The sequence below is a fragment of the Aeromonas sobria genome, assembly GCF_006243315.1.
GTDB classification, from domain to species: Bacteria; Pseudomonadota; Gammaproteobacteria; order Enterobacterales; family Aeromonadaceae; genus Aeromonas; species Aeromonas sobria_A.
On the sequence record NZ_NKWE01000027.1, the window covers coordinates 89953 to 108564 of the forward strand.

Here is an 18612-nt window from a genome sequence, read left to right on the forward strand (position 1 = left end):
GCTTATAGCAGGTATGTTCTATTTTGCCTTCGGTTTTTTCGTTGTGTTGAGCAGCAAGAAACGATTTTCCATTAGTTGTTGCAGGATATAGACTCGAATCAAAGCAATACGGTGGAAAATTTAACCATGAGTGACGTAATCAAAAAGTTCCTGAAGCTGGAGGCCGCCTCCGGAATTATCCTGATCATGGCGGCCATGCTGGCAATGATTTTAGCCAATACCGCGCTGGCTGGCGGGTATCAGGCGTTTCTCGACACGCCGGTGCAGGTGCGCATCGCGGCCCTCGACATCAACAAGCCGCTGCTGCTGTGGATCAACGATGGCTTTATGGCGATCTTCTTCCTGCTGGTTGGCCTGGAAGTGAAGCGTGAAATGCTGGAAGGGGCGCTCTCCACTCGGGTTCAGGCGACCTTCCCGGCCATTGCGGCGGTGGGCGGCATGCTGGCTCCGGCTTTGATCTACGCCTTTTTCAACTATTCCGATGAAGTGGCGCGTGCTGGCTGGGCGATCCCTGCGGCGACCGACATCGCTTTTGCTCTTGGAGTGATGGCGCTGCTCGGCAAGCGGGTGCCGGTGAGCCTCAAGGTATTCCTGCTGGCGTTGGCCATCATGGATGACCTCGGGGTCATCATCATCATAGCGCTGTTTTATACCCAGCAGCTGTCATTGGAGGCGCTGGCCATCGGCATCCTGGCAACCCTGACGCTGTTTTGGATGAATCGCCGCGGTGAGGATCGGATCAGCCTCTATATGCTGGTTGGTCTGGTGCTGTGGGTGGCGGTGCTCAAGTCTGGCGTTCATGCGACCCTGGCCGGCGTAGTCGTGGGTTTCATGATCCCGCTTAAGGGCAAGCGCTATGCGTCGCCGCTCAAGCATCTGGAGCATTCATTGCACCCCTGGAGCGCCTACCTGATCCTGCCGTTGTTCGCCTTCGCCAACGCCGGAGTCTCGCTGGACGGTATTGGTCTGTCTGCGCTGATGAGCCCGGTGCCGATGGGCATCATGCTGGGGCTGTTTATCGGCAAGCCACTCGGGGTGTTCACCATCAGTTGGTTGGCCGTGAAATTAGGTATAGCCCAACTGCCACGGGGGGTTAATTTCAAGCAGATTTTTGCGGTCAGTATCCTCTGTGGTATCGGGTTCACCATGTCGATGTTTATTGCGTCGCTGGCGTTTGAGCACGGCGGCCTGGACTACGGTAGCTACTCGCGGTTGGGGATCCTGGTTGGTTCCACTGTCGCCGCTGTCGTGGGGTATCTGGCATTGCGGGCTTCGTTACCTAAAGGTGAGGGAGATCAGCGTTCGGAGGGATTATGAGAATACAGACAGGGTTGTTGATGTTGTTGCTGAGCCCCATGGCACTGGCCGGTGGGTTGGAGGATTGCAAGCAGGACGCCGCCTCGGCGAACTGCTCTGCCTATCTGAACGGGGTGGTTGATAGCGCCCTGCTGCTGGGGGACAAGCAGGCCAAGGCTCGCTTTGGCGAGACCTTTTCTGAGCGGGCTCTCAGCAGTCGGGCTGGCGAAATGGTCAAACATTCCAACAAACGCTATTGCGCTGAGCGAATGCCGGACAAGGCACGGCTAAAGGCCAGCCTGATGGAGCAGTTTGGCGCGAACAAGGTTGACTCGGTCAGCGACATGTATGACATTCTGGCGGTTGAACTCAGCTGCTACCGGAGTCCGCGACCAGCGGGAACCCCATCGGATGTCACACCTTAACTACAACCATCTCTACTATTTCTGGATGACTCAGAAGAAGGGCTCCGTTACCCAGGCAGCGGAAGCCCTTTTTTTGACCCCGCAAACCGTCACTGGCCAGATCAAGCTGCTTGAGCAGCGGCTCGGTGGCAAGTTACTCAAGCGCAAAGGGCGTACCCTCGAAGCGACCGAGCTCGGTCAGCTGGTGTTTCGCTATGCCGACAAGATGTTCAGCCTCTCCTACGAGATGCTCGATATCGTCAACTACCGCAAGGAGAGCCAGATCCTCTTTGACGTCGGTATTGCCGATGCCCTCTCCAAGCGCCTAGCCAGCCGCGTGCTGCTCTCCGTCATCCCCAACGATGGCTCCATCCACCTGCGCTGCTTCGAATCGACCCACGAGCTGCTGCTGGAGCAACTGAGCGAGCACAAGCTCGACATGATCCTCTCCGACTGTCCGGTGGACTCCAGCCAGCATGCGGGACTGCTCTCCAAGCGATTGGGGGGTTGTGGCGTCAGCTTCTTCTGCAAGGCGCCGCTGCCCGAGAAGCCCTTTCCCGCCTGTCTGGAGGAGCGCAAACTGCTGATCCCTGGTCGCCGTACCGCCATGGGTCGCCAGTTGACCCAGTGGTTCGAGCAGCAGGGGGTATCGCCCAGCATCCTCGGTGAGTTTGACGATGCGGCGTTGATGAAGGCCTTTGGCTTCTTCAATCAAGGAATTTTCATGGCTCCCACCATCTATCGGGAGGAAATCCTGGAAGGGGAAGGCGTCATGTTAATCGGTGAAACCCTAGATTTGATGGAAGAGTACTACGTTATCTTCGCCGAGCGGATGATCCAGCACCCGGCGGTTAAACGGGTGTGCGAGAGTGACTTTACCTTCCTGTTTGCCGGGCAGGAGAACTTCTCGACCATTCAGCCAACGACCCTGTCGTTTTAAAACGATGCGTCAGCACGTATCATTGGCGATAAGCGGCAGAGGAGAGATGTGATGCAACTTGAAGAGATGGAGGCCAATGCGAGTCAAGCGGTGGCCTTGCTCAAGGCGCTGGCCAATGAACGGCGGCTGTTTATCTTGTGCCAATTGCTGGAGCGGGAGTTGTCGGTGGGGGAGCTCAACGAGCGGTTGGGATTGAGTCAGTCTGCCTTGTCACAGCATCTGGCATTGCTGCGGCGGGATGAGCTGGTGACGACGCGTAAAGAGGCCCAGACGGTCTACTATTCGCTGCGCAGTCATGAGGTGCGTGAGGTGATCAGTTTGCTGCATCGACTTTATTGCAGCGCAGATAAATAAAAAACCGGCACGAAGGCCGGTTTTTTTAGCGTAAGTCAGCCGAGGCTGATTAAGCCATAGCTTTGATCTGGGCAGACAGGCGGCTCTTGTGACGAGCAGCTTTGTTCTTGTGGATCAGGCCTTTAGTAGCCATGCGATCCATGATCGGCTGAGCGGTAGCAAAAGCGGCTACAGCGGCAGCTTTGTCGCCAGAAGCGATTGCAGCAATTACTTTCTTCAGATAGGTACGGGTCATTGAACGACGGCTGGCGTTGTGTTGACGACGTTTCTCTGACTGAATCGCGCGCTTCTTAGCAGATTTGATGTTAGCCAAGGTAAAACTCCTAAAACTGTCTTAGCGAGTGTATTGAAAAGGCCCGGAAATATGCCTTCTCAACCACATAATGTCAAATGATTTGTGCAAATAAACACCGCCTCCCGGTGGTGTGTCAGTTGGGAGGCGGTTAAACTGTCGGCCGATTCTAGCAGCATTCTTTCCATTCTGACAGTTCCAGAGGCCTCGTCTTGAGTAAGAAATTGATCAAATCCGGCATGATAGTGTCCGGAATGACCCTGGTGTCCCGTGTAATGGGCTTGGTTCGTGATGTCGTCATCGCCAATCTGCTCGGTGCAGGTGTGGCCGCAGATGTCTTCTTCTTTGCCAATCGCATCCCCAACTTTTTGCGCCGTTTGTTCGCCGAAGGTGCTTTCAACCAGGCTTTTGTCCCCGTGATGACGGAGTACAAGAAAAATGGCGACGAGCGCGAAGTGCGTGAATTGCTGGCCGCCGTGGCGGGTACGCTGGGGGGCATAGTGACTGTGGTCACCCTGCTCGGGGTGCTGGGGTCGGGTGTATTGACCGCGCTGTTTGGCTGGGGCTGGTTCTGGGACTGGCTGCATGGCGGGCCAGCGGCCGAGAAGTTCGAGCTGGCCAGCCTGATGCTCAAAATCACCTTCCCCTATCTCTGGTTCATCACCTTTACCGCCATGGCGGGGGCGATCCTCAACACTTTCGGCCGCTTCGGGGTTTCCTCGTTCACGCCGGTGTTTCTCAACCTCACCATGATTGCGGCAGCCTGGTGGATAGCGCCCCTGATGGATCGGCCAGAGATAGCCCTCGCCATCGGTGTCTTTCTGGGTGGTCTGGTGCAGTTCCTGTTCCAGTACCCCTTCCTGCGCCAGATCAACATGCTGGTATGGCCCAAGTGGGGTTGGCATCACCCCGGGGTGGTGAAAATTCGCACCCTGATGATCCCGGCGTTGTTTGGCGTCTCGGTCAGCCAGATCAACTTGCTGATCAACACCATGCTGGCTTCCTTCCTCGCCACCGGCGCCATCAGCTATCTCTATTACTCGGATCGCCTGCTGGAGTTTCCCCTCGGCCTCTTTGCGGTCGCCATCAGTACCGTGATCCTGCCTGCGCTGGCCAAGAAGCATGTGGATGCCGACCCGGCCGACTTCTCCCGCACCATGGATTGGGGGGTGCGGATGGTGATGCTGCTTGGATTGCCTGCCATGATCGGCATCGCGGTGCTGCGCGAGCCCATTTTGCGGGTGCTGTTCATGCGCGGTGAGTTCGGGATGCATGAGGTAGCCATGTCCAGCGCCAGCTTGCTTGCCTCCACCACCGGTCTGCTCTCCCTGATGCTGATCAAGGTGCTGGCACCCGGTTACTACGCCCGTCAGGACACCAAGACGCCGGTGCGGATCGGGGTGATGTCGATGATCGCCAACATGGTGTGCAACATCGCATTCATCTTTCCGCTCGGTTATGTGGGGCTGGCGCTGTCGACCGCCTGCTCCGGTACCCTGAATGCGGCACTGCTGTTCAAGGGCTTGTATCAGCAGGACGTTTACCGTCCTTCCCGCAATACCGGGGTGTTCTGTCTCAAGTTGCTGGTAGCGACGCTATTGATGGGGGGCGTGCTCGCCTACCTGTCGCCGGATCTCGCCCAGTGGGGGGCGTGGAGCATGGGCAAGGCCAGTTTGCAGTTGACCATGCTGCTGGTGCTGGGGGCTGGGCTCTATGCCGCTGTGCTGCTGGTGCTGGGTGTTAGACCACGACATCTGAAATCTGGTCAGCAGTAGCAGTGATCCTGAGTGCAATGTGGGAACGTGTCACTGGTGCGCGATTTGCTCAAGATAGCTGAAATAGGGCCATGAGGGCTGACCCTGCCTGCTGCCTGATATATAATCCGCCGATTTCCATGGCAGCAACGCACAAGGCACTGATGGAGCTTATTCGCGGCATTCACAATCTCAAGCCCCGCCACCGGGGATGTGTATTGACCATTGGCAACTTTGATGGGGTTCATCAGGGTCACCATGCGGTATTGGCACGTCTCAAGGCAAAAGCGGCCCGACTGGGATTGCCTGCCTGTGTCATGTTGTTCGAGCCGCAGCCGCTGGAGCTGTTCGCCGGTAGTGATGCGCCAGCTCGCCTTAGCCGGTTGCGAGAGAAGTACGAGGCACTGCAAGGGCTGGATATTGACCGGCTGCTCTGCGTGCGCTTTAGCCAGCGCTTTGCCGAGCAGGCCGCCTCGACCTTCATCGAGCAGTTGTTGGTGGACAAGCTCGGGGTGCGCTATCTGGTGGTCGGCGACGATTTTCGCTTCGGCAAGGGACGGCAAGGAGACTTCCACCTGCTGGAGGAGGCAGGTCATCGCTTCGGCTTTGAAGTGATCAGTACCCAGAGTTTCCAGCTCGAACGGCAGCGGGTCAGCAGCACCCTGGTGCGCGAAGCGCTCAAGGCGGGCAGGATGGCGGAAGTGGAGCTGATGCTTGGCCGCCCCTATACCATCAGCGGCCGGGTGGCACATGGCGACAAGCTGGGGCGCACCATAGGTTTTCCCACCGCCAATCTGGCCCTCAAACGCCAGGTGATCCCGGTCGGTGGCGTGTTTGCGGTGGAAGTGATATGTTCCGGCAAGACCTTCCCCGGTGTAGCCAATGTGGGTGTACGGCCAACCTTGAGCGGTACACAAGCCAGATTGGAAGTACATCTATTTGATTTTTCTGGCGACCTATATGGTCAACAGGTCAAGGTGCTGCTTCGCCACAAGCTGCGCGAAGAGCAGAAATTTGCCTCTTTCACTGCCTTGAAAGAGCAGATCGAACGAGATGCCCTGGCAGCCCGAGCCTGGTTCGGGCTGCCACAATTCAATTTACCCAGCACTCTTTTAGAAAAGAAGGGAACCCAGGACTGATGAGCGACTATAAACACACCCTGAATCTGCCGGAAACCGAGTTTCCGATGCGTGGCGATCTGGCCAAGCGCGAACCCAACATGCTGAAACGTTGGTACGATCAGGATCTCTACGGTGCTATTCGCCGCGCCAAAGCGGGCAAGCCTTCTTTCATTCTGCATGATGGCCCCCCCTATGCGAACGGCAACATTCACATCGGTCACTCGGTCAACAAGATCCTCAAAGACATCATCATCAAGTCCAAGGGCCTCTCCGGTTTCGACTCCCCTTATGTGCCGGGTTGGGATTGCCACGGTCTGCCTATCGAACTGAAAGTGGAAGGTATGGTCGGCAAGCCGGGCGAGAAGGTCTCTGCTGCCGAATTCCGTGCCGAGTGCCGCAAGTACGCCAAGACCCAGATCGCAGCGCAAAAGACTGACTTTATCCGTCTGGGTGTGCTGGGTGACTGGGACAAGCCCTACCTGACCATGGATTTTGGCACCGAAGCCAACATCATCCGCTCCATGGCCAAGATTGTTGAAAACGGCCATCTGCATAAAGGCTCCAAGCCGGTGCACTGGTGTACCGACTGTGGCTCTGCGCTGGCAGAAGCCGAAGTGGAGTACTACGACAAGAATTCCCCCTCCATCGATGTGCGCTTCAAGGCCGTTGACGAGGCGACCGTGGCCGCCAAATTTGATTGCGCCGAAGGCCACACCGGCAAAGGCCCGATCTCTGCGGTGATCTGGACCACTACCCCGTGGACCCTGCCAGCCAACCGCGCCATTGCCATGCACGCCGACCTCGATTATGCGTTGGTCCAAGTTGAAGGCGATCACCCGGAGCGTCTGATCCTGGCCGCTGAACTGGTCAAGGATGTGATGGACCGTGCCGGTATCGAGCGCTTCCATAACCTGGGTTACGCCAAGGGTGCGGCGCTTGAGCTGCTGCGCTTCAACCACCCCTTCTACAGCTTCGATGTGCCGGTGGTGTTGGGTGACCACGTCACCCTGGATGCCGGTACCGGCGCCGTGCACACCGCCCCTGGCCACGGTCAGGAAGACTTCGTGGTCGGTCAGAAGTACGGTCTGGAAGTGGCTAACCCGGTGGGCAGCAACGGCGTGTATCTGCCAGATACCGAGCTGTTTGCTGGCCAGCATGTCTTCAAGGCCAACGCCTCTGTGGTCGAGGTGCTGACCGAGCGTGGCGCCTTGCTGCATCACAAGGTATTCAACCACTCCTACCCGCACTGCTGGCGCCACAAGACCCCGATCATCTTCCGTGCCACCCCGCAGTGGTTCATCAGCATGGAGCAGAAAGGTCTGCGCCAGCGCGCGCTGGAAGAGATCGAGCGTATCGAGAAGGACGGTATCGCCCAACAAGGCCAAAGCGGCTGGGTGCCTGCCTGGGGTAAGAACCGTATTCAGGCGATGGTCGAGAACCGTCCGGACTGGTGTATCTCCCGTCAGCGTACCTGGGGTGTGCCTATCTCCCTGTTCGTCCACAAAGAGACTCAGGCGCTGCACCCGGAATCTGTGCGCCTGATGTTTGAGGTGGCCAAGCGGGTCGAGCTGTCTGGCATCCAGGCATGGTGGGATCTGGACAAGGCCGAGCTGCTGGGCAGCGACGCCGACATGTACGACAAGGTACCTGACACCCTGGACGTCTGGTTCGACTCAGGTTCCACTCACTCCTCTGTCGTGGATGCTCGTCCCGAGTTCAACGGCAAGTCAGCCGACCTCTATCTGGAAGGTTCTGACCAGCACCGTGGCTGGTTCATGTCCTCCCTGATGATCGGCGTGGCGATGAAAGACAAGGCGCCTTACAACCAGGTGCTGACCCACGGCTTCACCGTGGATGGCCAAGGTCGCAAGATGTCCAAGTCCATCGGTAACGTGGTCAGCCCGCAGGACGTGATGAACAAGCTGGGCGCCGACATCCTGCGTCTGTGGGTAGCGAGCACTGACTACACCGGCGAGATGACCGTCTCCGACGAGATCCTCAAACGCTCTGCCGATGCTTATCGTCGTATCCGCAACACCGCCCGCTTCCTGCTGGCCAACCTGAACGGCTTCAATCCGGCGACCGATATGGTGGCGCCTGCCGACATGGTGGTAGTGGATCGCTGGGCTGTGGGTCGTGCCAAAGCGGTGCAGGCCGAGATCGTGGCGGCATTCGACGAGTACAACTTCCACGGTGTGACCCAGAAGCTGATGCAGTTCTGCTCCATCGAGATGGGCTCCTTCTATCTGGATGTGATCAAGGATCGTCAGTACACCGCCAAGGCTGATAGCCTGGCCCGTCGCTCCTGCCAGACTGCCCTCTATCACATCGTTGAGGCCATGGTGCGCTGGATGGCGCCAATCATGAGCTTCACCGCTGACGAGATCTGGGCACTGCTGCCGGGTGAGCGCGGCGAGTTCGTCTTCACCGAAGAGTGGTATGACGGCCTGTTCGGGCTGGCTGCGGGTGAAACCCTCAACGACGATTTCTGGGCCGAGATCCTTACCGTGCGCGGTGAAGTGAACAAGGCGCTGGAAGTGGCCCGTGGCGAGAAGCGCATCGGTGGCTCCCTGCAGGCAGAACTGACCCTGTTCGCCAAGCCGGAGCTGGCCGCTCGCCTGAATGCCCTGGCCGATGAGCTGCGCTTCGTGCTGCTCACCTCCAAGGCCAAGGTGGTGGTGGCTGATACTGCACCGGAAGGCTCTGTGGCGACCGAGCGTGATGACCTGTGGCTCTGCGTGGCCCAGTCTGCCGCCGCCAAGTGCGACCGCTGCTGGCACCATGTGGAAGACGTGGGTACCATCGCCGGTCACGAAGAGATCTGCGGTCGCTGTGTGACCAACGTTGAGGGTGACGGCGAAACTCGTCAATTTGCCTGATGAACATGACTCACAACGCGATGCATAACAAAACCGGCCTGCGTTGGCTGTGGCTGGCGGTGCTGGCCTTTGTACTGGACCAGGCGAGCAAGCTCGCCGTGGTCAAGTTGCTGCCATTTGGTTACCCGGGGGTGGAGATCACCCCCTTTTTCAATCTGGTCCATGTCTACAACAAGGGCGCGGCATTCAGCTTTCTGGCTGATCAGGGGGGCTGGCAGCGCTGGTTCTTCGCGGTGCTGGCCTTTGCCATCTGTGGTCTGCTGATCCACTGGCTGCGCAAGCAGTCGGTGACCCAGCGTTGGAGCGGCATCGCCTATTCCCTGATCATCGGTGGGGCCCTTGGCAACGTCTTTGATCGACTGGTGCTGGGCCATGTGGTCGATTTCCTCGACTTTTATTGGCAGCGGGCCCACTGGCCAGCGTTCAATCTGGCTGACAGCTTTATCTTTATCGGGGCCGCCATGATAGTGCTGGAAGGCTTCCGCTCCGAGAAGAAGGAGGTGGCATGAGTCAGCCTATCGCCGCTGAGATTACAGCCAACAGCAGCGTGCTGTTTCACTTCTCCATCAAGCTGGAAGATGGCTCCGTTGCTGACAGCACAGCGCTGCAGGGCAAACCGGCCCGTTTGCGGATGGGTGATGGCAGCCTGACGCCCACCTTCGAGCAGTGCCTGCTGGGCTTGCGTGAAGGGGAGAGCAAGAGCTTTACGCTGGCGCCGGAGCAGGCGTTTGGCCTCTCCAATCCCGACAACATCTACCATCTCGACCGTGCCAAGTTTGGCGCCGATGTGGAGCCGAAAGTCGGCACCATCATACTGTTCGATCAGCCCAACGGCAGCGAGCTGCCGGGCATCATCCGGGCGGTGGCAGGGATGTCGGTGACAGTCGATTTCAACCACCCGCTGGCCGGTCATACCGTCACCTTCGAGGTGGAGATCCTGGGCGTTGATGATGAGGAGAAGGTGCACTAATGGATATTCTGCTCGCTAACCCTCGCGGTTTTTGCGCTGGTGTCGATCGTGCCATCAGCATTGTCGAGAGCGCGCTGGAGAAGTTCGGCGCCCCCATCTATGTCCGTCACGAGGTGGTGCATAACCGCTATGTGGTGAACAAGCTGAAGGGTGCGGGGGCGGTATTCGTCGAGGAGCTGGACGAGGTGCCGGATGACAGCATCGTCATCTTCTCCGCTCACGGCGTGGCCAAGTCGGTGCGCGAGATGGCCAAATCTCGCGCCCTCAAGGTGTTCGATGCTACCTGTCCGCTGGTGACCAAGGTGCATATGGAGGTTCATCGCGCCAGCCGCAAGGGCTCCGAGGCTGTGCTGATCGGTCATGCAGGTCACCCTGAGGTGATCGGGACCATGGGGCAGTACGAGAATCGCGAAGGTGGCATGTATCTGGTGGAGACGCCGGAAGATGTGGCCAAGCTCAAGGTGAAGAATCCGGATGACCTCTGCTTTGTCACCCAGACCACTCTGAGTGTGGATGAGACTTCTGACGTGATCGATGCGTTGCGCAAGCACTTCCCCAAGATCCAGGGGCCGCGCAAGGACGACATCTGCTACGCCACCCAGAACCGTCAGGATGCGGTGCGGGAGATGGCGGGGCTGGTGGATTTAATGCTGGTGGTGGGATCTCGCAACTCATCCAACTCTAACCGGTTGCGCGAGCTGGCGGAGAAGGTGGGTACCACAGCCTATTTGATCGATGATGCCACCATGATTGAGGCGGCTTGGCTCACCGGCATTAACGCCATTGGCGTGACCGCTGGGGCCTCTGCACCAGATGTGTTGGTACAGCAAGTTATCGCCCGTTTGCGTGAGCTGGGTGGCAAGGCGGTTGCCGAGCATCCTGGTCGTGAAGAGAATGTGGTGTTTGAGGTTCCTCCCGAACTTAGAATAATTTGAGTGCAGCCAGGAAGACTTAAGAATAAAGTGCAATGATGATGACGCCGGGTTTGTTCTAGTGACAGGCTCGGCGTTAAACTTATCTAGCAGTCAGTCACCAAGGATGGGATATGATTGGATACTCTCGTGGTTTTTCTCTTATTGAGCTGATGATTGTCGTCGCCATCGTGGCGATTCTCGGCACCATCGCTTATCCCTCTTATCAGCAATATGTGCTGAACACTAATCGTGTCGAAGCGAAAGCCATGCTGCTCAATGCAGCTAATCGACAAGAAACCTACTTTATGGATTTCAATCAGTACGCATCCTCTGCCACTGCACTCGGTATGAGTAGTGCGTCTGAGACTGGTCTGTATCAATTATCCATAGCCGTATCAGGCAACACCTACACCTTGTCAGCCAGTGCGGGCGCGACGACGGCCCAGGCCAAGGATACCGACTGCACGGTTTTTTCCATCAATCAGCTTGGTGTCAAGAGCGCCTCCGGTGCAGCTAGCAGTAGCTGCTGGGACTAGCTTATGGCCATTCATCGCCCATTACACAACAAAGGATTCAGCCTGCTGGAGGTGATGATCACGGCGGTCATCCTGTCCCTCGGGCTGCTCGGTCTGGTTGCCTTGCAGACCCACTCCAAATTTGCCAGTTATGAGGCTCGCCAGCGTACTATCGCCAGCTGGCTGGCTAACGATATGGTTGAGCGGGTACGGATAAATCGTGATAGCTGGAGCGCATCCGGTGCCGTGACCGTCAATCTTGCCGCCAACTTACCACGACCAACATGCGCAGCCGCAGATGGCACTATCAGCGCGTGCAGCGCTGCCGATTTACGTGCTGCCGACCTTCACTATTGGCAGCAAGCCTTGCTTGGCGTCAGTGTTTCGGGAGCGGCATCCTCGTTGAACTCTCCGGTAGGTTGTGTAGTACGGCGGGCCAATAATGTATTGGCTGTCGGGATATTCTGGGCTGGCAAGCAAGCTCTATCCGATGGCGGGGGAGTCGGTACGGCTGCGACGCTGATCAATGAGTGTCAGTTATCTACAACAATCGATGCAGCGAGGCGCCAGTTTATTCTGACGACGACGTTATGACATCTCGCGGATTTACTCTGGTTGAATGGCTTATCGCCATGACAATGGGCTTGTTCTTATTAGCCGGAGTTTTTTCGGTCTTTGTAATGTCTCGCTCAAGCTCTGAAGATGCATTTGATCAGAGTGAATTACAGGAAAATGGTCGACTGGCTATTCGACTGATTAGCCAGGATATCAAATGGGCGGGTTTCTTTGGTGCCTATACAGGTCAGTCCACCCAAGTTGGTCTCTCACTTTCGCTCAGTGCTGGCAGCACTGTTTTGGCAGCCAATGACTGTCTTGACGAGCGCTCTGTCGGTAGCTTGCCATCAAATGCTGGCCCCGCCAGAGGGCTGTGGGTGAGTCGGGTGTCAGCCTCCAAAGGGCTTGCCGGGTTCGCTTGTATTCTGGTGGCTGACCGAGTGGCAAATACGGATGTAATCAGTATCAAGCGGCTTGTGGGCCGACCTGTACCTGCAACAGAGGGATTGAATGCAAACCGCTTTTACATGGCAGCCAATAGCCAAGAAGCGAGGGTCATTCGAGGGACTGAAACTCGTCCTCTCTTTGGGGCTAATAATGAAAGCCAGACCTGGGAATATCAGCACTATATCTATTATTTGTCACAAGATAATGGCGTTCCGGTGCTGCGCAAGCGCTACCTGACCGCCGATGGTGGATCTTCCCTGATTGGTGGCGCCATGGCTGAAGGGGTGGAACATATGGTGTTGATGCTCGGCGTCGATGATTCCGTGATCCCTGATGGGCGTATTGATAGATATATGTCAGCAGACCAGATGACCGCCCAGCGCTGGAATGAAGGCCGTGTATTAGGTGTTCGGCTTTTTATATTAATTAGAGCAGCAAAAGAATCAGCACGTTACAAAAATAATAATACCTATCAACTTGGTAATCTGCCCCCGATCAAAGGCAATGGCGATGGTTATCGCCGCCTGCTGTTGGAAAGCAGTATTGCATTGCGTAACCAGCAAATTGTTACCCGGAGTGGAACATGAGATCGTTTCAACAACAGCAGGGTATTGCGTTGATAGTCGCGCTGGTCATTCTGGTTCCCTTGACCTTGATTGCGGTGGTGGTCATGCAGTCCAGTGGTATGAGCCTGAAAATGGCCGGTTCCGGTGCCACTCTGCAGCGCGCAGAACATGAGGTTGAAGGCACCTTGGAATCAGCATTGGGAGAGGCGGGTCTATCTGCACAAATTGCAACGCAGGCGATAGGTGTTTCAGCGGCAATTGGCACAATAACCCCAACCACAACCCTCACAATCAACACCGAAAGTGTCTGCAAGCGGAAATTTGAAGCCAGTAGCCAGAATGTGACGCCGGCCTGTCGTTATGCTGAGGCCACCACATCCACTGCTTATGGCAAGGTGAATAGCCAAATGAACTTTACTGCCGGGGTGGAACAGCCTCTGCTAAGTGCCAATTAGGGAGCAAGTTATGAACATAAGGATCTGTTTGCTAACAAGCTTGCTGGTGTTATGTAGCAGTATCTCCAGCACATCCATGGCGGTAGGGACTGGCTATTCAGACGATACCGAATTATTTGTTTATGATTTTGCCAAAGCTGGTGATTTTAGGCCAAAGGTTCTGTTTATATTTGATAACTCGGGAAGTATGAGAAATACAACCGAGGTCGCCAAAGAGCCTTATGACCCATCGAAAAATTATCCATCATTGCCTAACGATCCAGACATTAATAATAGCAATAAATTTATCTACTTCTCTAATGATGGAAAAGTTCCTGCTATCAACAGTTTAAAAAGATTTAAGGGTAGCCTGAATGCTTGCGCGACATCCTGGAGCGTTCTCAACTCGGTCGGGAGATTTCAATCACGAGTTTGGGGATATGAAATATATGATAGTAGTAGGAAGGGACGCTGGCGTTCATTGAATGATTTTGATTTTTACAACATAACTATTGTTGATTGTCAGCAGGATATAGATGAGAAGAACCCAAGTAATCCATATTCTGGTAGCTACTCGTCAAATATTACTAATGGATATCCTGTCGATAAGCCAAATCGTAATAATGGTAGTTGGTTTTACACATCTAACATCGCCAATGCTCTTAGTAATGGCAGTACAACACAAATATCATTGTTTACTGCTAATTATGTCCGTTGGTACTATGGTTCGACGGGGGTATCGCTACAAACTCGTCTGAAGGTAGCTCAAGATGCAGTGAAGGAGCTGGTATTGGCGACACCGGCGGTTGATTTTGGTTTGGCTGTTTTTAACTACAATGATGGCAATGCATCAGACAGTAAAAATGGTGGTAGGATAATTAGAAGCATAATCGGTAATGATGCTGTATTGACATCTGGAAAAACAGGTTCACAGGATCTAATCGATAAAGTTAATAGCTTAAGCTCGGACACATGGACTCCACTATGTGAGACATTATATGAATCATATCGTTACTTTGGTGGTCTGGAGGTTTACTTCGGTGATGATGATATAAACCGTGTTCCTAAACGTGATACTAATGCCGAAGTTACATCAGGAATATATAAAACCCCCTATGATAAATGTTCCAGTAACGGTTATATTATCTATATGACAGATGGTGAGCCGACCAACGATACTGCAGCAGATGCCTTAGTGGCTAATATGATTAGCAATTTATCCGAATTAGATAAAGCTACATATGGTGGGACCGTTGGTTACGGATCCTCAGGGGAAAAGAGCTATCTCGCAGCACTTGCTGGCTATATGAAAAATAACGATGTCAATGCATCAGCTACAGGCGAACAGACGGTCACAACATTTACTGTGGGTTTTGGAGATGAAGCGATTAAGGGGGCTGGTGAATTACTGGCAAAAACCGCCAGTCGTGGTGGCGGTAAATATTACCCCGCTACGGATGCAACCCAACTTAATGAAGCGTTAAAGTCATCATTGCTGGCTATATTGAAAATGAATACCTCGCTGGTCTCTCCCGCAATTGCCACCAATAACTTTGACCGTACTCGCAGCCTTAATAATATCTACTATGCCATGTTTGAACCCGGAGCAGGCCCGAGATGGAAGGGGAATTTGAAAAAGCTGGTGCTGGCACCTGAGAAAGGTTATGTGGTTGATCAAAGTGGCTTGCCTGCTATCTCTGGTGATGGAACCATCCTTGAGTCAGCTAAAACCTATTGGTCTTCAACCCGTGATGGTAACAAGGTTGCCGAGGGTGGAGTACAAGAGATGCTTGCAGCTAAAACCAATCGCAATATTTATGTGATTCCCCCTTCCAGCAATACATTAAGTCCCTTTAGCAAGTCTGCTCTTGAGGGAATAGCGGGGGGGACGACGCAGCTACGTACAGCCATGAAGCTGGATAGTACTGATAGCGTGGATGACCAGCTTAATTGGAGCAAGGGCATCGATGCATTTGATGAGAATCGGGACGAGGATAAAATAGAAAATCGGGAGCATATTCTGGGTGATCCGTTACATTCTCGGCCATTAGTGATCAATTATGGCTGTACAAAGTTGACAGGACAGACATCGTGCACACCTGACCTGCGAATCGTGATGGGAACCAATGCTGGCTTCTTGCATATGTTCAAAGACAGCGGTACCACCGTTGATGAAAGCTGGGCGGCAATGCCTTATCAATTTATCGCTAATCAGAAGGCGTTACGGGAGAACTTGGATTCATCGGTACATCTCTATGGTGTGGATTCATCACCTACAGTACTGGTCAATGAACAAGTCAAAGATGGTCATGTCAAGTCATCACAAGGTGACAAAGTGTGGTTATTTACCGGGCTGCGTGGTGGTGGTAAGGCCTATTATGCTTTGAATATATCCAATCCAGATTCCCCCTCGCTAATGTGGCGGCTGGATAAAAATAGCGCTGGCTTTGGCAAGCTCGGTGAAACTTGGTCGATCCCCGAGGTCGCATTTATCCCCGGCTATTCCACAGTAGTCAATGGTAAAAATATCTATAAGCCAGTTTTGATTTTCTCGGGTGGTTACGATCAGTCAAAAAGCTATTTGGGGCAGGGGGCTGAGGATAGCGAGGGACTAGGGGTCTATATCGTTGATGCCGAAACAGGGGCTCTGTTATTCAGCTTTACCCCGGATGCGGTCAGTGCAACCAACAAACAGGTTGCAGGCATGGTTTATAGCATGCCTGGCTCTGTTTCGGTGCTCGACAGTGATGGAGATGGTATTTCAGACCGGATCTATGCAGGTGATACCGGTGGCCAGATCTGGCGTATCGATATGAAAGGAACAGATAAATCCAAGTGGACAGCGATCAAGTTTGCCAGCTTGGGTAATGCTCATCTTACAGGGACAGAAAAAAAACTCGTAGATGATCGCCGTTTCTTTACTCAACCAGTATTGGTGCGCACCATCAATAAAGGCTGGAAATATGATGGGACAAATTATCTCTACAGTGAGCGCCCGTTTGACGCCGTGCTGATTGGTAGTGGTGATCGTAATCGCCCCTCCTCAGAAGCCATCACCAATAATGTTTATGTGATGCTCCGTGACTACAATATCAGTCCGAGTTTATTTGGCGGTACGTCTGAGCCACCAGTGCCATCAAGTATCACATTGAACGATCTCTATGATGTTACCAACGACCCATTTATCGGTTTGAATGAAGAGCAGACCGTTAATACAACTAAAGCCCTTACCAGCAAACAAGGGTGGAAATTCTGGCTCAATGAAAGCGGTGAGAAATCCATGGGGGCTGGTTTGGTTCTGCAAGGCAAGCTCTACTTCACCTCTTTCCTGCCTCAGGTACAGGATTTCCAGCAATGTACCATTCAATCAATCGGTGCCATGCGCCAGTATATGATTGATATGCACTACGGCACTTCGTTCAAATATGTGCTTGATAGCAACAATCAGGAAGTTATTCAGCGTTACGTAGAGGTGCAAAATAAGGTCGCTGATGACCTGGTTATTCATGGTGGTGATGATGGCCGAATCAGAATTATCGGTGGTGCTCCGGGTAAGGAGGTCATCCTTAAAGATGAGGGGGAAGGAGAGCCTGAACGCTGCACCGGAGAAGGTGAATGTTCACAAGGGGCCGAGGAGGCCAAAATGGATATGTCTCCCAAGAAAATCTATCTCTATGAAGGAGAGCAGGGATGAAACGCATGCTGCTCTGGCTGGTGAGCTTACCCTTGTTGGTACAGGCTCAAACTGAAGATATAAAATGTTATGTCACTCTGGAAGGTGGCGTGCAGATGGTGTTGCAGCAACCGGTAGCTGATACCAGCAAGGCAAATCTGGTCAAGGTGTTTAAACAGAAAGGTTATGAGATTGATGGGGTGGTGCGCCCGGTGATAGAGGTGATCGAGTGCATACCCTTGGCGGCAACCTTTTCGCTGGCGGCAGCAAAAGAACAAGACGACATTCAACCCAGATAGATTTGGTGATGGCGTCGTGTAAAGGGGCTAAGAACAACTCAGCCCCTTTTTTTCGCTCCGGCTTCGCCCTGATGGCGAGACGATAATATCGACTCGTGATGCTTGGTCGATGCAAAACCGCAATGTCATGTTGGTGCCTATGGCTGTGCCATCCGGGCTAAAGCGTACAAATTGTCGATTGGCGGTGATGATATGTTTCGTTGGAAAGGGGGTTGTCGCTGATAACAAGATATCGCCGCTCAGCATATCGAGTTGGCGATCCTGATTGATGTCGATAAACACCAGCATGCGTTTGGCTCCGGTTTGATTTGCAGTTATGCAGCTCTCTGTTGTGGTGTTACTGACAGGAGTGGCAAGGCATGCGGTGACGGTTTGTTGCTGCGTGATGGCTTGCCGCTGACCGAAGATCAAATGATCCAAAAGGTTTCGGCTGTAGATGTCGCTGTCACTGGTGGTGATCAGGCTTGCCAATGACGGTAGACCCATGGTCAACAAGATTATGGTCAGGCTGACTGAGATCAAAAACTCCAGCAAGGTAAAGCCATGTTTTTTCATGCCGAGTGAGTCCTTGTTCAAAAGAGACTCTAAGCATAGCTATTGGAGTGAAATGGATCCTTTTGCTCTTGTGTGTTTTAGCGGTAGCTAAAACTTCTCATGGACAGACAGCACCACTTGCCTGGCTATGGGCTCGTCCGGCAGGCATAACTTCAATCTCAGTGCCTTTTTCACCGCTTATACAGAGTGAAAAAATGACCTCGCTGTCAGACGTAATGGTGCCATCGGGGGTGAAGCGCAGCGCCTGTGCATCTGCAGAAATGGCCAGTGCTACGGGAAACTCGGGACTTGCCGCAATCGTTGTTTCGCCACTATTGAGCTTTTGGTCGCTGTTACTATCGATAAAGGCGATCAGCCGGGTCGCTCCATTTTGATTGGCAGTAATGCACTCCTCGACCGAATTAGTGATAGTAGCTAGGCAGAGAGTAACCGTTTGCTGGTTGGAGATGGCTTGTTGTCTGGCGTAATTTAAATGGTTGAGAAGACTTTTCTCTTGGCTTGCCAAATTATTGCTGCCAAGCAGGTTAGAGAGGGAAGGAATACCAATACCCAACAGAATGACGCCCAGTGCAATGGCGATCATCAACTCCATGAGGGTAAATCCGGCGTTTTTCATATCTGCTGAGGCCTGTCGTTCCGTGACT

At 53.9% G+C, this 18612-nt stretch carries 19 protein-coding genes; 16 read left to right on the forward strand and 3 right to left on the reverse strand.

Going from position 1 to position 18612, the window contains the following annotated elements:
* The first annotated feature begins 126 nt into the window (after positions 1–126).
* The 4 genes from nhaA to CF137_RS09255 are packed head-to-tail and all read left to right on the forward strand — an operon-like array spanning position 127 to position 2994.
* A complete protein-coding gene (nhaA, locus tag CF137_RS09240; RefSeq protein ID WP_101323593.1) occupies positions 127–1317 on the forward strand; it encodes a Na+/H+ antiporter NhaA in 1191 nt (396 codons plus the stop codon).
* The gene (locus CF137_RS09245; RefSeq protein ID WP_101317880.1) at positions 1314–1721 is read left to right on the forward strand and encodes a Rossmann-fold NAD(P)-binding domain-containing protein; all 408 of its coding nucleotides are present in this window, start codon (positions 1314–1316) and stop codon (positions 1719–1721) included. The genes nhaA and CF137_RS09245 overlap by 4 nt, the downstream gene beginning before the upstream one ends.
* On the forward strand, positions 1708–2640 hold the full coding sequence (gene nhaR / locus CF137_RS09250; protein ID WP_101323635.1) for a transcriptional activator NhaR: 933 nt from the start codon (positions 1708–1710) through the stop codon (positions 2638–2640). The genes CF137_RS09245 and nhaR overlap by 14 nt, the downstream gene beginning before the upstream one ends.
* A 51-nt stretch (positions 2641–2691) precedes the next feature.
* Positions 2692–2994: an ArsR/SmtB family transcription factor gene (locus tag CF137_RS09255; protein ID WP_068977384.1), complete on the forward strand. Its 303-nt coding sequence runs from the start codon at positions 2692–2694 to the stop codon at positions 2992–2994.
* Between the two features lie 49 nt (positions 2995–3043).
* On the opposite strand, the gene rpsT is transcribed toward CF137_RS09255, so the two are convergent.
* Entirely contained in the window at positions 3044–3307 is a 264-nt protein-coding gene (rpsT, locus tag CF137_RS09260; protein ID WP_005892298.1) for a 30S ribosomal protein S20, read from the reverse strand.
* A 191-nt stretch (positions 3308–3498) separates the two neighbouring features.
* On the opposite strand from rpsT, the gene murJ reads away from it, so the two are divergent.
* The 12 genes from murJ (at position 3499) to tapY2 (ending at position 17413) form a co-directional block, all read left to right on the forward strand.
* Positions 3499–5061: a murein biosynthesis integral membrane protein MurJ gene (gene murJ, locus CF137_RS09265; RefSeq protein WP_139718818.1), complete on the forward strand. Its 1563-nt coding sequence runs from the start codon at positions 3499–3501 to the stop codon at positions 5059–5061.
* Between the two features lie 143 nt (positions 5062–5204).
* Positions 5205–6179 (forward strand): bifunctional riboflavin kinase/FAD synthetase, encoded by a 975-nt coding sequence (gene ribF, locus CF137_RS09270; protein ID WP_101323637.1) that lies wholly within the window; start codon positions 5205–5207, stop codon positions 6177–6179.
* Positions 6179–9040: an isoleucine--tRNA ligase gene (gene ileS / locus CF137_RS09275; protein ID WP_139718819.1), complete on the forward strand. Its 2862-nt coding sequence runs from the start codon at positions 6179–6181 to the stop codon at positions 9038–9040. The genes ribF and ileS overlap by 1 nt, the downstream gene beginning before the upstream one ends.
* On the forward strand, positions 9040–9549 hold the full coding sequence (gene lspA / locus CF137_RS09280; RefSeq protein WP_101346254.1) for a signal peptidase II: 510 nt from the start codon (positions 9040–9042) through the stop codon (positions 9547–9549). Before ileS ends, lspA begins: the two co-directional genes overlap by 1 nt.
* Before the next feature lie 8 nt (positions 9550–9557).
* Positions 9558–10010 carry an FKBP-type peptidyl-prolyl cis-trans isomerase gene (fkpB, locus tag CF137_RS09285; protein WP_172956220.1) on the forward strand — a complete coding sequence of 151 codons (453 nt, stop codon included), beginning with the start codon at positions 9558–9560 and terminating at the stop codon, positions 10008–10010.
* Positions 10010–10945: a 4-hydroxy-3-methylbut-2-enyl diphosphate reductase gene (gene ispH / locus CF137_RS09290; RefSeq protein ID WP_139718820.1), complete on the forward strand. Its 936-nt coding sequence runs from the start codon at positions 10010–10012 to the stop codon at positions 10943–10945. Before fkpB ends, ispH begins: the two co-directional genes overlap by 1 nt.
* 110 nt (positions 10946–11055) lie before the next feature.
* Positions 11056–11460, forward strand: a complete 405-nt coding sequence (locus CF137_RS09295) for a type IV pilin protein (RefSeq protein ID WP_139718821.1) — start codon at positions 11056–11058, stop codon at positions 11458–11460.
* 3 nt (positions 11461–11463) lie between these two features.
* Complete coding sequence (gene pilV, locus CF137_RS09300; RefSeq protein WP_139718822.1) at positions 11464–12033, forward strand: type IV pilus modification protein PilV; 570 nt, start codon at positions 11464–11466, stop codon at positions 12031–12033.
* A complete protein-coding gene (locus CF137_RS09305; RefSeq protein ID WP_275066014.1) occupies positions 11970–13028 on the forward strand; it encodes a PilW family protein in 1059 nt (352 codons plus the stop codon). The genes pilV and CF137_RS09305 overlap by 64 nt, the downstream gene beginning before the upstream one ends.
* Complete coding sequence (tppD, locus tag CF137_RS09310) at positions 13025–13462, forward strand: type IVa pilus pseudopilin TppD (protein ID WP_101323645.1); 438 nt, start codon at positions 13025–13027, stop codon at positions 13460–13462. The genes CF137_RS09305 and tppD overlap by 4 nt, the downstream gene beginning before the upstream one ends.
* A 10-nt stretch (positions 13463–13472) precedes the next feature.
* On the forward strand, positions 13473–17135 hold the full coding sequence (locus CF137_RS09315; protein WP_139718823.1) for a pilus assembly protein: 3663 nt from the start codon (positions 13473–13475) through the stop codon (positions 17133–17135).
* The gene (gene tapY2, locus CF137_RS09320; protein WP_139718824.1) at positions 17132–17413 is read left to right on the forward strand and encodes a type IVa secretion system protein TapY2; all 282 of its coding nucleotides are present in this window, start codon (positions 17132–17134) and stop codon (positions 17411–17413) included. Before CF137_RS09315 ends, tapY2 begins: the two co-directional genes overlap by 4 nt.
* 27 nt (positions 17414–17440) lie before the next feature.
* On the opposite strand, the gene CF137_RS09325 is transcribed toward tapY2, so the two are convergent.
* Positions 17441–17968, reverse strand: coding sequence for a GspH/FimT family pseudopilin (locus CF137_RS09325; protein WP_139718825.1), 528 nt, complete (start codon positions 17966–17968; stop codon positions 17441–17443).
* 97 nt (positions 17969–18065) lie between these two features.
* Positions 18066–18584 (reverse strand): GspH/FimT family pseudopilin, encoded by a 519-nt coding sequence (locus CF137_RS09330; RefSeq protein ID WP_139718826.1) that lies wholly within the window; start codon positions 18582–18584, stop codon positions 18066–18068.
* Between the last annotated feature and the right edge of the window lie 28 nt (positions 18585–18612).